Origin of the sequence: Streptomyces shaanxiensis, from assembly GCF_039537145.1 — a bacterium.
GTDB lineage: Bacteria > Actinomycetota > Actinomycetes > Streptomycetales > Streptomycetaceae > Streptomyces > Streptomyces shaanxiensis.
Map to the genome: position 1 here is coordinate 357,642 of NZ_BAAAZY010000028.1, position 18,054 is coordinate 375,695.

The following is an 18,054-nucleotide window of genomic DNA, read 5'->3' on the forward strand; positions in this document are numbered from 1 at the left end:
GCGACGGGGCACGGCCGGCCCCGCCTCACCGCTCTCTCAGAGCCTGCGCCCAGGCTCTCAGGCCGGCTCCTTCGGGGCCGGTCCGCTCGTGCCCCGGACGACGAGCTTCGGGTCCAACACGGCCTCGCGCGGCTCCAGTTCCCGGTTCTCCAGCCGCTCCACGGCGAACCGCACCGCGTTCTCGGCCATCAGCAGCGCGTCCTGACGGACCGTCGTCAGGCCGATCGGCATCAGGTGGGAGAGGTGGCTGTCGTCGTAGCCGATCACCGACAGGTCGCGTGGGACCTCGACGCCCGCGCGGGTCAGGGACATCAACAGACCCATGGCGCAACGGTCGTTGCCCGCCAGGACGGCGGTGGGCAGGGGCAGTCCCCGGTCGCGCTCGGCGAGGAGCAGCAGCCCGGTCTCGATGCCCGACTCCTCGGTGTGGGCGCCGGGGATCACCCGCGCCTCGGACTCCAGACCGTGTCGACGCATCGCGGCCCGGTACGCGCGCCGCCGCTCGGCCGAGCCGGGGCCGCGCCCGCCGTCGATGTGCACGATCCGGCGGTGGCCCAGCTCCACGAGGTGGTCCATGGCCTGCCGTACGCCCTTGCCCTCGGCGCTGTGCACGAAGTCCACGTGGGCACCCGGGGCGCGGCGGGCGACCGAGACGGTCGCGGCACGGTGGCCGAGTTCGTCGAGGTAGCCCGGGTCGGCGTCAGGGGCGAGCAGGATCAGCCCCTCGCAGCGGTGGCTGAGCAGCGCCTCGATCGCCTTGGCCTCGCCACGGCCCGGAGTGGTGCCGGAGAGCAGGACGTCGTAGCCGAGCCGTTCGGCCTCCGGATAGATGCCCTCGATGAGGTCGGTGTGGAAGGTCTGCTGGACGATGAACATCACGCCGAGCGTGCGGCTGCGCCCGCGCGCGAGCAGCCGGGCCGCGTTGTCGGGCCGGTAGCCGATCTCGTCGGCGACGCGCAGGACCCGCTCACGGGTCTCCTGGCTCGCCCCCGGCTGGTCGCGGAAGACGATCGAGACGAGCGCCCGGGACACGCCCGCCTTCTCGGCGACATCCGCCATCGTGGGCCGCTGCCTGCCCGATCCGTCCACCTGTGCACCCACCTTTCGACGCCGCTCACCTTAGCCGGATCGCGAAAACGCCTGCCGGATCGCGAAGATCCGCGGCCGGGTCTCGCAATCTCCCGGCAACAAGCTATTGACATGACATTTGGACCAGGGTCATCGTACTCGGACTAGAGCGCTCTAGTAGAGCGCGACAGCACAATCGTCCAGTGGCTTCCGTCCCCTCCCCGAAGGACCCGTCATGGCAACGGCGCCAACCTCGCTCCGCACCACCGCGGGCAATCTCTGCCTGGGCTCGGCCCCCGACTCCTGGGGCGTCTGGTTCCCCGAGGACGACCAGCAGGTCCCGTACACCCGCTTCCTCGACGAGCTCGCCGCGGCCGGGTACACATGGCTGGAGCTCGGCCCGTACGGCTACCTCCCCACCGACCCGGCCGTCCTCGCCGAGGAGCTCGCCGTGCGCGGCCTCAAGGTCTCCGGCGGCACCGCGTTCGGCGCGCTGCACCGCCCCGAGGCCTGGGACGAGATGCTCGCCCACGTCCGCCAGGTCGCCACGCTGACCGCCGCCGCGGGCGCACACCACCTCGTCCTCATCCCGCCCATGTACCGGGACGAGAAGACCGGCGCGTTCACCGAGTCCCCCGAGCTGACCGCCGAGCAGTGGGCGGGCTTCGGCATGTCCGCCGACCGGCTCGGCAGGCTGCTCCTGGACGAGTACGACGTACGGCTGGTCATCCATCCGCACGCCGACAGCCACATCCAGACCCAGCCGGAGATCGAGCGGCTGCTGAACGAGTCCGACTCCCGCTGGACCAACCTCTGCCTGGACACCGGCCACGTCGCCTACGGCGGCGGCGACAACCTCGACCTGATCCGCCGCTTCGGCGAACGCGTCGGGTACGTCCACATCAAGCAGATGGACCCCGAGATCCTCGCCCAGGTGGCCACCGAGAACCTCTCCTTCGGCGAGGCCGTCAAGCGCGGTGTGTGCGTGTCGCCGCCCGCCGGGGTACCGAAGCCCGCCGACGTCGTCGCCGAACTCTCCCGGCTCGACGCCGAGTTGTTCGTCATCGTCGAGCAGGACCTGTACCCGTGCGCGCCCGAGGTGCCGCTGCCCATCGCGGTCAGCACCCGTGAGCACCTGGCCGGCTGCGGCCTGGCCGGGACCCGCCGTCCGAGTCTCACGACTCCCGACCGGTGAGGAGGCGGCGCATGGACGTCAGGGACGACGCGACACAGGCCCCCACCACCGGCACGGACGACGCCCCGCCCGCGGTGTGCCGCAGGCTGCGGCTCATCACGGTCATCGCCACGTTCGGCGGACTGCTCTTCGGCTACGACACCGGCGTCATCAACGGCGCCCTGCCCTACATGACCGAAGACCTCGGTCTGACCGCCGTCACCGAGGGCATGGTCACCAGCTCGCTGCTGCTGGGTGCCGCGCTCGGCGCGGTGGTCGGCGGGCGGATGTCGGACGCCCGCGGCCGGCGCCGTACGATCCTCGCCCTCGCGGTGCTGTTCTTCGTCGGCGCGCTCGGCTGCACGCTGGCGCCGACGACCGCCGTGATGGTCGTCGCCCGGTTCGTGCTCGGCCTCGCGGTGGGCGGTGCCTCGGTGACCGTGCCGGTCTACCTCGCGGAGGTCTCCCCCGCCGAGCGGCGCGGCGCACTGGTCACCCGTAACGAACTCATGATCGTCAGCGGCCAGTTGCTGGCGTTCACCTCCAACGCGATCATCGCCCGGGTGGGCGGTGAGTCCGGCGGGGTGTGGCGCTGGATGCTGGTGATCGCCACCCTCCCGGCCGTGGTGCTGTGGTTCGGCATGCTCGTCATGCCGGAGAGCCCGCGCTGGCTCGCCTCGCAGACCCGCTTCAACGAGGCCCTGGACGTGCTCAAGCAGGTCAGGTCCCGGCAGCGCGCCGAGGCCGAGCTCGCCGAGGTGTCCGCGCTCGCCGTCAAGGAGGAGCAGGAGAAGCTCGGCGGCTGGCAGGACATGAAGGCCACGCCGTGGATCCGCAAGCTGATGCTCGTCGGCTTCGGTATCGCGATCGTGCAGCAGATCACCGGCGTCAACACGATCATGTACTACGGCACCCAGATCCTCACCGACGCCGGCTTCGCCGCGGACAGCGCGCTGACCGCCAACATCGCCAACGGCGTGATCTCGGTGCTGGCCACCTTCGTCGGCATCTGGCTGCTCGGCCGGGTCAACCGCCGCCCGATGCTGATGGCCGGTCAGATGGGCACCACCGCCGCCCTGTTGCTGATCGGCGTCTTCTCACTGGTGCTGCCGTCCGGTGACGGCCGTGCCTACGCCGTGCTCGCCATGACCGTCACCTTCCTCGCCTTCCAGCAGGGCGCGATCTCGCCGGTGACCTGGCTGATGCTGTCGGAGATCTTCCCGATGCGGATGCGCGGCTTCGGCATGGGCGTCGCGGCCGTGGTGCTGTGGCTGACCAACTTCGTGATCGGGCTGGTCTTCCCGTCGCTGGTCTCCGGCATCGGGATCTCCCACACCTTCTTCCTGTTCGTGGTGGCGGGTGTCTTCTCGCTCGCCTTCGTGAAGCGCTACGTCCCCGAGACGAAGGGCCGCTCGCTGGAAACCCTCGAAGCCGAACTCCGGGCGCGCTTCTCCTGATTCCCCCCTGTCCCCGGTCCGGCCGGGGACCGCAGAAAGGACCACCACCCATGACCGTACGAGTAGGCGTCATCGGCGCCGGCTGGATCGGCAAGGAGCACATCCGGCGCCTGACCGACACCATCACCGGCGCCCGGGTCACCGCCGTCACCGACATCGACGCCGCCCGTGCGCAGGAGGCGGCGGCACCGGTCGGCGCACGCGTACTGCCCGACGGTGCGACCGTGGTCGCGGCGGACGACGTCGACGCCGTCCTCGTGACGTCCTGGGGCCCGACCCACGCCGAGCACGTGCTGAACGCGATCGCCGCCGGGAAGCCGGTGTTCTGCGAGAAGCCCCTCGCCACCAACGCCGAGGACTGCCTGAGGATCGTCGAGGCCGAGGCCGCCCACGGCCGCCGGCTGGTCCAGGTCGGCTTCATGCGCCGCTACGACGTCGGCTACCGGCGTATGAAGCAGGTCATCGACTCCGGCCGCATCGGCGAGCCGCTGATCGTGCACTGCGCCCACCGCAACCCGACCGTCCCGGAGTCGTACACCTCCCCCATGGCCGCCCTTGACACGGCGGTGCACGAGGTGGATGTGCTGCGCTGGCTGCTGGACGACGAGATCGTCTCCACCCAGGTGGTCACCCCGCGCGCCACGAGCAAGCGGTTCGCACACCTCAAGGACCCGCAGATCATGCTCTTCGAGACCGCCAAGGGCGTCCGCATCGATCTGGAGGTCTTCGTCAACTGCCAGTACGGCTACGACATCCAGTGCGAGGCGATCGGCGAGGAGGGCCTCGTCCGACTGCCCGACCCGGCCTCGGTCGGCCTGCGCACCGCGGGACAGCACAGCACCGAGGTGCTCACGGACTGGGTGGGCCGCTTCGCGGACGCCTTCGACACCGAGTTCCGCGAGTGGATCGCGGGCATCGCCGCGGGCGACGAGCCCACCGGGCCCTCGGCGTGGGACGGCTACGCCGCCACCGTCATCACCGCCGCGACCGTCGAGGCCCTGGAGTCGGGCCGCGTCGTCGCCACCGACCTCAAGCCCCGTCCCGCCTTCTACGGAGGTGCCGCGTGAAGATCGCCCTCGACCCGTACATGCTCCGCACGCTGCCCATCGACGAGATGGTGCGCACGGTCGCCGAACTCGGCTACGCGTACATCGAGTTGTCGCCCCGCGACGACTTCATGCCGTTCTTCCTGCACCCGCGCGCCGACGACGAGCGGATCGCGGAGCTCAAGAACTCCCTGCGCACGCACGGCGTCCAGCTGTCCTCCGTGCTGCCGCTGTACAAGTGGTCCTCGCCGGACGAGACGGAGCGGCAGGCGGCCGTCCGCTACTGGAAGCGGATGATCGAGATCACCGCCGACCTCGAATGTCCGCTGATGAACTCGGAGTTCAACGGCCGACCCGAGCGCGCCGCCGAGAGCGAGGCCGCCTTCTGGCGGTCGCTGGAGGAGCTGCTCCCGGTGTTCGAGCGCGAGGGCATCGCGTTGAACCTGGAGGCCCACCCGGACGACTTCTGCGAGGAGAACACCCCCGCCGTCGACCTGGTCCGCGCGATCAACAAGCCGTGGGTGAACTACCTCTACTGCGCGCCGCACTCCTTCCACCTGTCCGGTGCGGACCCGACGGCGGACATCGCGGCGATGATGCGCTACGCCGGCGACAAGCTCCAGCACGTGCACATCGCGGACTCCTTCAACCACAAGGGTTCGTCCGGCCTGCGTTACATCCTCAACCCGCCCGGCACCCCGGCCCGTATCCACCAGCACCTGGACATCGGGCAGGGCGAGGTCGACTGGGAGGCCTTCTTCGGCACGCTGCGCGACCTGAACTTCGACGGCGTGGCCACGGCCTGCGTCTTCGCCTGGGAGGAGCGGGCCGAGGAGTCCTCCGCGTTCATGCTGGACCGGATCCGCAAGGAACTGGCCGCGTAAGCGGTACGGAGTTCGGGACGGCCTCGGGTCTCGAACTCACCCGTAGCTCTCGGGACGTCGGCGGTCCGCCCTGCGCTGTGCCAGCCACAGGGCGACCGCCTCCGCGATGGGCTGCCCGGTCTCCAGCTCCACGAAGCCGAACTGGCCGCCCTGGTTGCACTCCAGGAACCACCAGATGCCGTCCTCGTCCTCGGCGAAGTCGAAGGCCGCGTACGCCAGTCCGGCCAGAGTGACGTACTCCTGCACCGACTTGCCGATGCGCTCGGGGACCGGAACCGGTTTCCAGGCGTGCCCGGTGTCGCCGTAGCGGCCGTCGACCTGGCCGGGTTCGGCGTTCTTGCGTGCGGCGAAGAGGCGGGTGCCGACGCAGGTCAGGCGGATGTCGGCCCGCTTGGGGACGTACCGCTGGAGCAGCGCGGGCCCGGCCGCGACGGCCGAGAAGTCGGCGTCGGGGCCGACGAGAGTGGTGGGCAGATCCAGCACGGGGTCACCGGGCGGCGGCCCCGAGGCCGACTTCACCACCACCTCCCGGTACTCCTCGGCGAACTCCCGCGCCAGCCGGGGTGCCGTGGTGAAAACCGTCGGCGGCACGGCGAAGCCGCTGAGGTGGGCGACTCTCAACTGCCAGGGCTTCAGGCGTGCTTGGTCGGCGTTGCGCGGATGGTTCATCCACCGTGCGGCGGCGGAGTGGAGCATGCCGTACAACGCCTGCCGGGTCTCGGCGGTCAGCCACGGTGAGGGGTGCGCGGCGTGCGCGGCCGGTTCGCCGGGTCTGCGCACCCAGATGGAGCGCAGCCCGCCCATGCTGAGCACATGGCCGTTGACCGACAGGTGGCCGTCGAAGTCGCCGTGCGCGTAGTCGGCGGACAGCACGGCCTTTCCGGGCAGGTCGGCGGGGTCCAGCCGCAGCACGGGCGTTCCCGCCGCGTGCAGACTGGCCACCACCATGTCGGCCGTCACGTCCTCCTCGGACGTGAGGATCAGTACCGTCATGCGCGGTCCGGGTCGTCAGTCGTCGAAGTGGGTCGCGGAGCCGGCGGTGGACGTCGTCGTGCCGACGGCGAGCAGCAGGTCCGGGTCGCTGACGGCGGGGCGGCCGTCGGGCAGTACGTTCAGCTGGCGGGCCGGGTCGAAGTGATACGGCGTCAGCGCGTCGGAAAGCCCTTTGGGAGACGTGTAGTTGAGGGTGAACGGTCGCACTCGAAACCTCCGGGTCATGAATTGCTTGCCTTGCCGTCACTTACGCGCTTCTTGCGTAAGGAATTCACTACTTACCGCCACATCGGGGTGAAGGTCGTCACATCAAACGCACGGGTCGCACGCGTCTTCCCCACGACTCACCCATCGAATGAGTCGTCACATCTGTCACAGGAGTTCCCACCACCACAGGAGTCCTTGACGCTGAACCGTTTCATTGCTTCTCTCGAAACGCAGTTCTTCATGGGAGCGCTCCCAATCCCCCACACGCGAAAGGGATCCCCGTGCAGACAACCCCCCACCCCAGACGCACCCTTTCCGCCCTCTTCACCGCCGCACTCGTCGCCGCCCTGCTGTCGCTGTCCTGGGCGGGCGGCTCCCCGGCGCGGGCGGCGGCGGGCGACGGTTCGGTGTCCGACCCCAACATCGCGTACGTGGGCCGCTGGGACACGAGTTCGGGCACCGCGGCCGTGCCCCACTGGTCCGGCGCATATCTGCAGACGGCGTTCACCGGCACCACGGTCAAGGTCAGGGCCAGGGACGCGGTCAACTTCTACGCGAGCGTCGACGGCGGACCCGACGTCTTCCACGCGGGCGTCCGCGGCACGGTGAACCTCACTCCCCAGCCCCTGTCCCCCGGCACCCACACCCTGCGGATCTCCTACCGCTCAGGTGACACCGTCTTCCAGGGCCTGGTCCTGGACTCCGGTGCGCGCACCGTCGCTCCGGCGGTGCCGTCAGGGCTGGTCGAGTTCGTCGGCGACTCCATCACCACGGGCGCTCTCACCGACCGGCTCGCGCTCGACTCGTACGCCTGGAAGACCGGCGAGCGGCTCGGGATGCGGCACACCCGGATAGCCCGGGCCGGCTACTGCCTGGTCGCCCAGTCCGGTTGCACGGGCCTGAGCGGCCAGTACTTCCGGACGGGCAGCACCGGTGACCAGAACTGGGACTTCTCCCGCTACGGGGCGAGCGCGGTGGTCATCAACCTCGGCACCAACGACATCGGCCACGGTGTGTCCGGCCCCGCCTTCCAGGCGGCGTACACCAAGTTCCTGAGCGATGTGCGCGCCCGGCACCCCGAGGCCCAGCTCTTCGCCGTGCAGACGCTCAAGAAGCGCTACGTCGCCGAGACCAGGGCCGCCGTGAGCGCCCGCAACAGCGCCGGTGACGCCAAGGTGACCTACGTCGACACCACGGGCTGGCTCACCGACGGCACCGACTACGAGGACGGCAACGGGCACCCCAACGAGGCGGGCCACACCAAGTTCGCGGGCCGTCTGGCGCCCGTCATCGCCGCCCGGCTCGGCACCGCCACCGAGGCGTCCGCCCAGGCCGCCGCTCCCGGGCAGCCCGGCGACCCCAGCATCAAGTTCGTCGGCCGCTGGGACACCCGCAGCTCCAGCACCCTCTACACCCCGTACTGGGCGGGCGCGTACTACCGGGTCGGCTTCACCGGCCGGACGGTCAAGCTCAAGCAGCGGGGCACCATCGACTTCTGGGCGCGCATCGACGACGGGCCGGTGAGGTTCTACGACGACGTCAAGGGCACCGTGGACCTGACGCCGACGGCGCTGGCCGCCGGCAACCACACCCTCCAGGTCAACTACCAGGTGGTCGCGGGCTCGTACCGCGGCGACGCCGTGTTCCAGGGGCTGGCCCTGGACAGCGGCGCGACGACGTTCGCACCGCCGGCTCCCGCCAAACTGATCGAGTTCGTCGGCGACTCGATCACCGTGGGCACCACCAGCTCGCAGAACGCCCGTACCGCGTACGGCTGGCTGATCGGCGAACGGCTCGGTGCCGAGCACACGCAGGTCGCCCAAGGGGGTGCCTGTCTGGTGGCCACGGCGGACGGATGCGTGGGCCTGGAGCAGCAGTTCGGCAGGCTCAACCCCAACTCGCCCACGCCCAACTGGGACTTCTCCCGCTACCAGGCGAACGCCGTCGTCATCAACCTGGGCACCAACGACGTGGGCCACGGCGTCAGTTCCACGCAGTTCCAGTCGGCGTACTCCAGTCTGCTGCGCAAGGTCCGGGCCGCGTATCCACGGGCGTGGATCTTCGCGCTGGAGACCTTCCGCGGCCGTTACGTCCCGCAGACCGAAGCGGCCGTCAAGGCGGCCGTGGACGGCGGCGACACCCGGCTCTCCTTCGTCGACACGACGGGCTGGCTGGGCTCCGGCGACCTGACGGACTCCGTCCACCCCAACGACCAGGGCCACCGCGTCATCGCCGACCGTTTGGCGCCGATCATCGCGGCACGGATCGGCGGCTGACCGGCCCGCGCGGTGCCGCGTCGATCAGTTGGTCCACCTGGTGCTCGATCAGCCGGAGACACCCGCCGAGTGGGTCGGCGGGTGTCTCCGGGATCTCCAGCAGGTAGCGGTATCCGCCGTTCCGAGGAACAGTCAGCGGAGGGCGCGCCAGTCCGCGTGCAGCGGGGCCGAGAGCCGGACGGTGATGAACTCGTTGTTGTCCGCCTTGCCTGCCGTCCGGCCGGACGAGAAGGGGAAGTTGTTGTCGTTCAGGATCGCCAGCGTCCGGTCGTCGACGAGGTTGACGTCCTCGATCGTCTGGAACGGGAACCGAAACGTCTCCCCGAAGCCGCCGAGCCCCTTCGGGTTGGCGATGTCCAGCAGGTCGGCGACGAGGGTCTTGTCCATCAGGCCGTCGCCGTCGCGGTCCCGGGTGTCGGCCAGGTAGACGCGCTTGAACTTGGCGGTGTCGCCCTGTCCTCCGTCGCGCTCGATGACCAGGAAGCGGTGCCGGTCGACGGCGATGGCGTCGCCGATGGCGTTCGAGGTCGACTCCAGCCGGTAGCCGAAGCGCTTCCCGGTGTACGCGCGCTTACGCAGATCGAACTCGCTGAACCGCAGGTCGCCGGGCGTGTCCCCGGTCACCGTGCCCTCCAGGAGCGGGTAGAGGTGACGGCCGTCCACGGAACGGACCAGGCCCTCGAAGCCCTTGCTGCTCGCGATGTTCGGCTGGGCGCCGTTCAGGTAGGGGTTCTCCGGCGCCTTCACCCCGTCGAGCGCGATCGGCGCCTCCAGGAGACGGCCCTCGGCGGAGAAGTGCAGCAGCCAGGGACCGAACTCGTCGCCCAACCAGTACGTCCCGTCCGGCATCCGCACGATCGACTCGACGTCGAAGTCGGCACCGGTGAGCACCCGGTCGGCCCGCGTGAGCGGGAACGGAACGTGGCGGTCGGGGTCGCTCAGGTTGAACCCGCCGAGCACGGTGACCTTCCCGGTCCGCGGGTCCGGCTTGACGCGGTGGACGCGGAGCAGGAAGTCGGCGCTGTTGGCCTTGGTGCCGTACCCGTTGTCCGACAGCACGTCGAAGGTGCCGTCGCGCCTGTTCACGACACCGCTGAAGCCCTGGACGGGCTGATGGGCGAACGGCGCCGCTATGCCGTTGAAGGGGCCCGCCCCGATGGCCGAGCCGGACGGTTCGCTGCCCGGCACGAACGTCTCGGCCGGCAGCGACGCGAAGCCGGTCAGCGTGGCGCGGCCGAAGTCCGGTGCGCCCCGGTCGGCCACCGCGGGCGACGCGAGGGAGAGGGTCAGCAGCGCGGCACTGACCATGATCGAGGTTCTTCTCATGGCGCGCACAGTAAGAGCATGCGGTGACGCGGGCGCCAACGACAGGGGAACACCTCACGGCGTCGGCATTCCTCCGCCCTGGAGCCGCTCCAGGTCGGAGGGGCGGACCTGGATGACCAGGAGGGCGATCACCGCGGCGATCGCGGTGAAGATCGCGGCCACGATGAAGGCGGCGGAGACTCCCGCGGTGAGGATCTCGTCGGCGTACTGCGCCGGCAGCTGTCCGGTGCGTTCGAAGCGCAGCCGCTCCAGCGGGGTCGCCTGGGACAGGAAGGCCGGGATCTGTTTGTCGGCCTCGTTGCTGCTGGCCGTGCCGAACATCGTGACCAGGATGGACAGTCCGAGGGAACCGCCGACCTGCTGGGTGGCGTTGAGAAGCCCGGAGGCGGCGCCCGTCTCATGGACGGCCACGTTGGACAGCGCCATCAGGGTCAGGGACACGAACTCCATGCCCATGCCGAGGCTGAAGACGAGCATCGGGCCGAGGATGCTGCCCAGGTAGGTGGAGTGGATGTCGGTCAGGGTCAGCCAGGCGAGGCCGGCGGCGGCCAGGATCGCGCCCGTCACCATGAAGGGTTTGGGCCCGTACTTCGGCAGGAGTTGGGAGGCGAGTCCCGCGCCGATCGCGATGACGGCGCTCACCGGGAGGAAGGCAAGACCCGCCTGAAGCGGGCTGAAGTCCAGCACGTTCTGCACGAAGAGGGTGAGGAAGAAGAACATGCCGAAGATCGCGGCGGCGAGGCTCAGCATCATGCCGTAGGTGCCCGCGCGGTTGCGGTCCGCGAACATGTGCAGCGGCGTGATCGGCTGCCGGGAGCGCTGCTCGACCAGGATGAACAGCAGCAGGAAGACGACGGCCGCCCCGAACGCGGCCAGCGTGAGCGGGTCCCGCCAGCCGTCCTGCGCGGCCCGGATGAACCCGTACACCAGCAGCACCATGCCGATGGTGGACGTCAGTGCGCCGGTCAGGTCGAAGTGGCCGGGGTGGCGCTCGGACTCCTGGATCCAGCGCGGCGTGGCGAGCACGATGAGCAGCCCGATGGGCACGTTGACGAACAGCACCCATCGCCAGTTCAGCCACTCGACCAGGATGCCGCCCATCAGCAGCCCGATCGCGCCGCCGCCCGCCGAGACCGCGGCGAAGACGCCGAACGCCCTGTTGCGCTCGGGTCCTTCACGGAAGGTCGTGCTGATCAGGGCGAGGGAGGTCGGGGAGGCGATGGCGCCGCCGACGCCCTGGAGGGCACGAGCGGCGAGGAGTTGCCACTCGTTCTGGGAGAGTCCGCCGAGCAGTGAGGCGAAGACGAAGAGCAGGACGCCGAAGATGAACACGCGCCGTCTGCCGAGGATGTCGCCCATCCTGCCGCCGAGCAGCAGCAGTCCGCCGAATGTGAGCGTGTAGGCGTTGATCACCCAGGACAGGCTGGTCGTGGAGAAGCCCAGCGAGCGCTGGATGTCCGGCAGGGCGATGTTCACGATGGTGATGTCGAGCACCACCATCAGCTGACAGGACGCGATGACCAGCAACGCCATACCGCTGCCACGGCCATCACCTCGCTCCGTCTCCTGCGTGGTGGTCCGTGCTTCAGGGGTCGGCTCCGGATTGCTCATGGCATCGCGCCAGTGCGGCGGGTGGTCGGTGCTGGTTCCCGCACACCATTCGACCGTACGCCGCAACCGGACGGCCCTCCAGTCGATCACCGGGCCGGCTGCGGCGCCCCTGGTCAGCGTCCGGCGCGGATCAGTCCGGTGAGATAGCGCCACAGTGACGAGCGCTGCCGGGTGGCCTGGTCCGGCAGCACCGGCTCGGGCGGCTCCGGTGCCGACAGGGCCGCGGTGTCCGCGGCTGTCAGCTGTGCCGACGCCCGCTGCGGGGCCGGTGACCGCTCGGCCGCCATGGGCCGCCCCGGCATGGGAGCGAGTTCGTAGCGGACGGGCAGTGAGCGCAGGCCGCGCATGAACGGCGAGGAGCGCCAGGGCAGTTGGTCGGCCGGGAGCGCGAGGTCGAGATGGGAGAACCGCTCGAAGAGCCGGCCCACGCCGACCGCCGCGACCGTGGACGCGAGCTCGCGCGCCGGGCACTGGCGGGGGCCCGCGCCCCAGGACAGGTGGGCCCGGGTGCTGATCGTGCTGCTCGGCGCCACGTGATCGGCGAAGAGCGGGTCGGCGTGCGCGGCGGCGGAGGAGACCCACACCGGGTCGCCGGCCCGGATCGTGTAGTTGCCGAGCGGAGTGTCCTCGGCGGCGAATCGCGGGACGAAGTTCACCAGCGGCGGCTTGCGCATGACCACCCGGTTCATGGTCTCCCGGATCATCCCGGCGGACAGGCTGGCGCGTACGCCGCCGTCGCCGGAGATGACCTCGACCACGGTGTTGGACATCAGGATGCCGACGTGGTCGGACGTCATGCCGAGCAGCATGAACAGCTCACGGGCCAGTTCGTCGAGGGAGAGATCGGGATGCGCGGCCAGCAGGTAGGAGGGGAAGTCGTCCCCCGGCTCCTTCAGCTTCACGGCCGCCAGTTCCGCGAGCGTGGCCAGCAGCCGCTCCAGGGCGGGCTCGGCGTCGGGACCGGCGTCCAGGACCCGCCACATGTCCATCAGCGCGTCGTCGCCCTGGGAACCGGGGAAACCGAGCAGGTGGCTGGCCACCATCAGCGGCAGCGGGCGGGAGAACTGCGCGGACAGGTCGGCCACGCCGGTGCCGCCGCCCTGCCCGACGAGGGTGATCAGTTCGTCGGAGTAGGCGGTGACGGCGGTCTTCAGCCGCCTCGCCTGGGGGTGCGCGGGATCCTGGAACGGCTTGAGCGCCGCGTCCCACGCCGTCCGCAGCGGCTTGTATCCGGGACCGCCCTGGATCAGCACGTGGTTGACCTCCAGGGACGGCCCGAGCGGCCAGTCGTCGGGTACTTCGCCGGCCGAGCGGGCCCGCCAGTTCTCCAGCCCCTTCGGCCAGCCGTCTTCGTCCTGGAGTACCTGCAGCGCCTCCCGGTAGCCGAGCACCAGCCAGGCGGGCACGCCCAGCAGGTCGACGGGGGCGACGGGTCCGTGCTGCTGCCTCAGGCGCTCGTACACGAGCGAGGGGCGTGTCTCGTAGTCGCGGGTCAGCAACGGCTGGGGAGTCAACTCCTCCAGCCTGGTGCCGTCGACGCCCACGGATCCGCTCCCGCCCACCTGGGACTCCATCTGTCTGCCGCCCCCTTCGACACTCCCCGCACCGGCTCACTACCAGTCAGTAGCCGACAACGCCCGCGACCCTACCCCAGGGGGTCCTCGGGGTGAACGACAGGTACGGCGAAGGTCAGCCTGCCGTCGGCGGGATGTTCTGGTTGGCGTGGAAGAAGTTGTCCGGGTCGTATGTGTGCTTCGTCGCGGCCAGCCGGTCGTAGTGGCCGCGGTAGGTGGCGCGGACGCGGTCCGGGCTCTCCCCTTCGCCGATGAAGTTGATGTAGGAGCCGCCCATGGAGTACGGATGCAGGTCGCTCCAGTAGTCGACGCACCACTGCCGGATCAGCCCGGCGTTGGCGGGGTCCGGGTCGACGCCGGCGATCACTCCGGAATACACGGCGTCCCGGTACGCCCAGGCGGTGTCCTCGGAGCGGACCTCGTGGGCCTGCGCGTCCACGGGATACAGGTGCATCAGGGAAAGCTGGGTGGGGAGGTTGTCGCCGTACTTGTGGTGCACCTCGATCGCGGCGTCGGAGATCGTGTCGAAGAAGTCGCCGCGCCAGTACCACTGGTAGCCCTTCGGGATCAGCTCGTCGAACATGCCCTGCAGGGCGGGGTAGGGCATGGGCGTGGTGAAGTGGAAGGCGGGCGGGGCCGGTTCGTTCACCAGGGCCAGCGCCTGTTCCAGGCGGTCGCCGTCCAGGTCACCGGTGTAGCACCAGACGACGCCACACATCTTCTGCCCGTGGATCGGCTCGGGGAACGGCGGTCCGGGTGGGATGGTGAAGAGGGTGAAGAAGCCGTTGAGGTCCTGCGGCGCGGCGGGCAGGAACTCCCGGTACCAGCGCAGCACTTCCGGAGTGCGGTCGACCGGCCACACCGTCACCGCGACGCCGACCGTGCCCACCGGGTGCAGCCGGAAGGTGAACGAGGTGACCACGCCGAAGTTCCCGCCGCCGCCCCGCAGCGCCCAGAACAGATCGGGGTGCTCCTCCTCGGACGCGGTGACGAAGGTGCCGTCGGCGAGGACGACATCGGCGGACAGCAGGCTGTCGACGGTCAGGCCGTACTTGCGGGTCAGGTGGCCGTGGCCGCCGCCGAGGGTGAGGCCGCCCACGCCCGTCATCGAGATGATGCCGGTCGGCACGCCCAGGCCGAACGTGTGGGCCGCGTGGTCGAGGTCGCCCAGCTGCGCGCCGCCGGCCACCTGCGCGATCCTCGCGCCCGGGTCCACCCGCACCCCGCGCATCGTCGACAGGTCGAGGACGAGCGCGTCGTCGACCAGGCACAGACCCGGTCCGCTGTGGCCCCCGCCGCGCACCGCGAGCTCCGCTCCGGTGTCCCTGGCGAAGGCGAGCACGGCCCGCACGTCCGCCGCGTCCACGCACTGCGCGATGGCGGCCGGACGCCGGTCGATCATGGCGTTGTAGATGCTGCGGGCCTCGTCGTAGCCCGGGTCCCGCGGAGAGATGACAGGCCCCCGCAGTCCCTCGCGCAAGACCTCCAGTGCCGTTCCGTTGATGCCGCCCATGGCCGGACCCCTCTTATTGAAGACGTCTGTGTGCAGACGGTGAACCGCGGACGGATGACGGCGCCTGACGTCCGGGCGGGCAGCGGGGGCGTGGTGCGCGGATCCGTTCGCACCTCATGTCGATGTCGGCAGGGCGCAGCGGCCCGGCCGTGTCCCAGTCTTCACCTCTCCCTGGACGGCCGCACGTCGGCGGTGGGCGTGGCCCGGGGCCGTGGCCCGGAGCTACGTCGGAGGCACGGCCCCTGGCCGCCCGCCCGCCGTCAGGCCAACTCCTCGGCGGACTTCGCCCCCTGCTCGCGCAGCCATGTGACCAGCGTGTCGTGGCCGGAGCGGTGTGCGGCGTCGAGGGCGGTCAGGCCGTCGTACCCGATCCAGTTGCTGTCACCGCCCCGTCGCAGCAGGTAGTCGGCCGTCTCCCGCTGCCCGCCGTGGCAGGCGCACCAGAGCGCCTCGGTGAGCTCCTGCTCGGTGGGCGGGGCGGACTCGGACGTGCAGCGGGCGGCGACGCGGTCGGCCTCGCCGAGGGCCGCGGCCTGCCACAAGGTGGTGCGCGCGCCGCGCTCCACCAGTCGCCGGGCGCAGTTCCACTGCCCGAAGGCCACCGCGTCCGCGAGCGGCGTGCCGTTGCCGATGACCGCGCCGTCGGCCTCGATGTCGGCGCCCAGGTCGAGCAGCGCGTCCAGGACGGGCACGTCGTCGCAACTGGCCGCCCAGTGCAGCGGGGTCTCGCGGTGCGCGCCGGTGAACCGGGCGGCCACGTCCGCGCCCGCGGCGACCAGCGCGGCCACCGTCCGGGGGCCGTTCGGCAGGTGGCCGGGCCAGTCGGTGGCGACGTGAAGCAGGGTCCGGGCGGTCTTCATGTTGCCCAGCCGTGCCGTGGCCAGCCCTCGATGTGCGGTCAGCAGGTCCTGCAACGCGTTCACGTCACCGGTCCGGATCGCCTCGACGGCGGCGCGGCCCAGTGGAGCAGTCGTGTCGATCAGCATGGGACGACCTCCCGGGTTCCCTGAAAGCTGCCGGATTCCTCAGAAGCTGAAGGTCATGAACGCCCCGAGGCCGCGATCGGCCGCCTCGCCGAAGAACTCGACCAGTTCGTCGTAGGCGTCTTCGAGCCAGTCCCCGCCGTCGTCGTCCCAGATCCGGGGGTACACATCCTCCTTGGTCATCTCTTCCGCGTCGTAATGTGCCGCCACCTGCTCCCACGGGGTGGCCCTCAGTTGCCGTGCCACGGTCTTGACCTCTTCCGCGGAGTACCCGAACAGCGTGCCGTCCTCCAATATCGGGAACCCGTCCATCATGAACTCGAGTTCCACGTCGGTCTCGTCGAGCAGGAACTGGAGGCCGGCCCACTTCTTGTCCAGGCCGACGTCGGGACGGCCCGGCAGCGGGTCGTCCTCGTTGTCGTAGAGCTCGTAGACGAACTCATCGGCCCAACTCGGGTCCTTCTCCGCCCTGTCGAGCTCCTCCGTGGTGGCGCCGACGAACGAAATGTACATGCCCATAACAGGCAATCCCCCTTGGCGAATCTGTCGTTCGACCCCTTGATCGAACCGACGACGGCGAGTGTTCCACAGGGCACTGACAACCGGGCTGACCTCCCTCTGTTACGCTCCCCGGGCCTCCCGCGGGGGAAGTCCGGTGAGAGTCCGGCGCTGACCCGCAACGGTGTGCGCGGGGACCTGGTCGTCCGTCGCGCGAGCCCGATCGCCCGTGGGTGGTGTGACCCGTTGACTGCTCGCCGTGGACTGCGAGAGGGGACCGCGCGGCCGGCACGGTCGTTCGGGCCGTCTCCCTGCTCGATGTTCACAGGCGGCCCCAGGCGAAGGACCGCCCTGCCCGTGCACCGAAGTCCGACCCGGATACCGACATCGACACCGAGTCCCGGTGCGTCCCGCGTGGCGGTGCTGCCGCTCGCCCTGGGACTGGGGCTGCTTCTGCTCGTCTCCCTCGTGTGCGGCGTCGGGCTCGGAGCCGCCGGCATCGGGTGGGGAGATGTCTTCCGGCTGCTCGGGGCGGGGCTGACCGGCGGGACCATCAACGGCCAGGACGTCGCCGCGTACACCATCGTGTGGGAGATCCGGCTGCCGCGCGTCGTGCTCGGCGCGGTCGTCGGGGCCGGGCTCGCCGCCGTCGGGGTGGCCGTGCAGGCGATGGTGCGCAACGCGCTAGCCGATCCGTTCGTGCTGGGCATCTCCTCGGGCGCCGCGGTGGGCGCCAACGCCGTGATCCTGCTGGGGGCGTTCGCGGGGCTGGGGGTCTGGGCGCTGTCCCTGTCGGCGTTCGTCTCCGCGCTCGCGGCGATGGCGCTGGTGTACGCCGTGGCGCGCTCGCCGCACGGCCTGACCCCGCTGCGGCTGATCCTGACCGGGACGGCACTGGCGTACGGCTTCGAGGCCGTCACCACCGTCATGGTGTTCGGCGCGGCCCGGGGCGAGGCCGCCCGGTCCGCGATCATGTGGCTGCTGGGCAGCCTGGGCGGCGCGACCTGGGCGCAGGTGCCGCTCGCCGCGGTGACCGTGGCGGCCGGGTGGGCGTGGCTGCGGTGGCGGGCGGAGGCGTTGAACGCGCTCGCCATGGGGGACGAGACGTCGGCTGCGCTCGGCGTCCGACCGGCGCTGCTGCGGCGGGAGTTGTTCCTGGTCACCGCGGCCGTGACCGGGACCGTGGTGGCGGTCAGCGGGGCCATCGGGTTCGTCGGGCTGATGGTGCCGCACGTCGTACGGATGCTGGTCGGCGCCGATCACCGGCGGGTGCTGACCGTGGCGCCGCTCGCCGGGGCGGTGTTGCTGGTGTGGGCCGACCTGCTGTCGCGGCTCCTCGTCGCCCCCGCCGAGCTGCCGGTCGGGGTGATCACGGCCGTCGTCGGGGTGCCCGCGTTCCTGCTGCTGATGCGGCGCGGCGGCTATGCGTTCGGGGGGCGGTGAG

General features: G+C 70.6%; 15 protein-coding genes. 6 read left to right on the forward strand and 9 right to left on the reverse strand.

Annotation, left to right across the window (positions count from 1 at the left end):
• Positions 1 to 57 precede the first annotated feature (57 nt).
• The gene (locus tag ABD932_RS39810; RefSeq protein WP_345020955.1) at positions 58 to 1,059 is read right to left on the reverse strand and encodes a LacI family DNA-binding transcriptional regulator; all 1,002 of its coding nucleotides are present in this window, start codon (positions 1,057 to 1,059) and stop codon (positions 58 to 60) included.
• A gap of 244 nt (positions 1,060 to 1,303) precedes the next feature.
• Here ABD932_RS39810 and ABD932_RS39815 point away from each other — a divergent pair, with 244 nt between their 5' ends.
• Genes ABD932_RS39815 through ABD932_RS39830 form a run of 4 tightly spaced genes read left to right on the forward strand, consistent with a single transcriptional unit; the run spans position 1,304 to position 5,629 of the window.
• Positions 1,304 to 2,263: a TIM barrel protein gene (locus ABD932_RS39815; protein WP_345020842.1), complete on the forward strand. Its 960-nt coding sequence runs from the start codon at positions 1,304 to 1,306 to the stop codon at positions 2,261 to 2,263.
• Between the two features lie 11 nt (positions 2,264 to 2,274).
• Positions 2,275 to 3,699: a sugar porter family MFS transporter gene (locus ABD932_RS39820; protein WP_345020843.1), complete on the forward strand. Its 1,425-nt coding sequence runs from the start codon at positions 2,275 to 2,277 to the stop codon at positions 3,697 to 3,699.
• A gap of 50 nt (positions 3,700 to 3,749) precedes the next feature.
• Positions 3,750 to 4,766: a Gfo/Idh/MocA family oxidoreductase gene (locus ABD932_RS39825; RefSeq protein ID WP_345020845.1), complete on the forward strand. Its 1,017-nt coding sequence runs from the start codon at positions 3,750 to 3,752 to the stop codon at positions 4,764 to 4,766.
• Entirely contained in the window at positions 4,763 to 5,629 is an 867-nt protein-coding gene (locus ABD932_RS39830) for a sugar phosphate isomerase/epimerase family protein (protein ID WP_345020847.1), read from the forward strand. Before ABD932_RS39825 ends, ABD932_RS39830 begins: the two co-directional genes overlap by 4 nt.
• Before the next feature lie 36 nt (positions 5,630 to 5,665).
• On the opposite strand, the gene tgmB is transcribed toward ABD932_RS39830, so the two are convergent.
• Complete coding sequence (gene tgmB / locus ABD932_RS39835; protein ID WP_345020849.1) at positions 5,666 to 6,622, reverse strand: ATP-grasp ribosomal peptide maturase; 957 nt, start codon at positions 6,620 to 6,622, stop codon at positions 5,666 to 5,668.
• A 15-nt stretch (positions 6,623 to 6,637) separates the two neighbouring features.
• Entirely contained in the window at positions 6,638 to 6,829 is a 192-nt protein-coding gene (gene tgmA / locus ABD932_RS39840) for a putative ATP-grasp-modified RiPP (protein WP_345020851.1), read from the reverse strand.
• Between the two features lie 281 nt (positions 6,830 to 7,110).
• Between tgmA and ABD932_RS39845 the strand changes: the two genes are divergently transcribed.
• Positions 7,111 to 9,105 carry a GDSL-type esterase/lipase family protein gene (locus ABD932_RS39845; protein ID WP_345020853.1) on the forward strand — a complete coding sequence of 665 codons (1,995 nt, stop codon included), beginning with the start codon at positions 7,111 to 7,113 and terminating at the stop codon, positions 9,103 to 9,105.
• A gap of 132 nt (positions 9,106 to 9,237) precedes the next feature.
• On the opposite strand, the gene ABD932_RS39850 is transcribed toward ABD932_RS39845, so the two are convergent.
• From ABD932_RS39850 to ABD932_RS39875, 6 genes are all read right to left on the reverse strand, one after another.
• Complete coding sequence (locus tag ABD932_RS39850; protein WP_345020855.1) at positions 9,238 to 10,431, reverse strand: esterase-like activity of phytase family protein; 1,194 nt, start codon at positions 10,429 to 10,431, stop codon at positions 9,238 to 9,240.
• A gap of 54 nt (positions 10,432 to 10,485) precedes the next feature.
• On the reverse strand, positions 10,486 to 11,964 hold the full coding sequence (locus ABD932_RS39855) for an MFS transporter (RefSeq protein WP_345020957.1): 1,479 nt from the start codon (positions 11,962 to 11,964) through the stop codon (positions 10,486 to 10,488).
• Between the two features lie 191 nt (positions 11,965 to 12,155).
• Positions 12,156 to 13,616 carry a cytochrome P450 gene (locus ABD932_RS39860; protein ID WP_345020857.1) on the reverse strand — a complete coding sequence of 487 codons (1,461 nt, stop codon included), beginning with the start codon at positions 13,614 to 13,616 and terminating at the stop codon, positions 12,156 to 12,158.
• Between the two features lie 115 nt (positions 13,617 to 13,731).
• Positions 13,732 to 15,129: an FAD-binding oxidoreductase gene (locus ABD932_RS39865; RefSeq protein WP_345020859.1), complete on the reverse strand. Its 1,398-nt coding sequence runs from the start codon at positions 15,127 to 15,129 to the stop codon at positions 13,732 to 13,734.
• A gap of 260 nt (positions 15,130 to 15,389) precedes the next feature.
• Positions 15,390 to 16,115 carry an ankyrin repeat domain-containing protein gene (locus ABD932_RS39870; protein ID WP_345020861.1) on the reverse strand — a complete coding sequence of 242 codons (726 nt, stop codon included), beginning with the start codon at positions 16,113 to 16,115 and terminating at the stop codon, positions 15,390 to 15,392.
• 39 nt (positions 16,116 to 16,154) lie between these two features.
• Positions 16,155 to 16,631: a YfbM family protein gene (locus ABD932_RS39875; RefSeq protein WP_345020863.1), complete on the reverse strand. Its 477-nt coding sequence runs from the start codon at positions 16,629 to 16,631 to the stop codon at positions 16,155 to 16,157.
• 297 nt (positions 16,632 to 16,928) lie between these two features.
• On the opposite strand from ABD932_RS39875, the gene ABD932_RS39880 reads away from it, so the two are divergent.
• On the forward strand, positions 16,929 to 18,053 hold the full coding sequence (locus ABD932_RS39880) for a FecCD family ABC transporter permease (RefSeq protein WP_425587583.1): 1,125 nt from the start codon (positions 16,929 to 16,931) through the stop codon (positions 18,051 to 18,053).
• Position 18,054 lies beyond the last annotated feature (1 nt).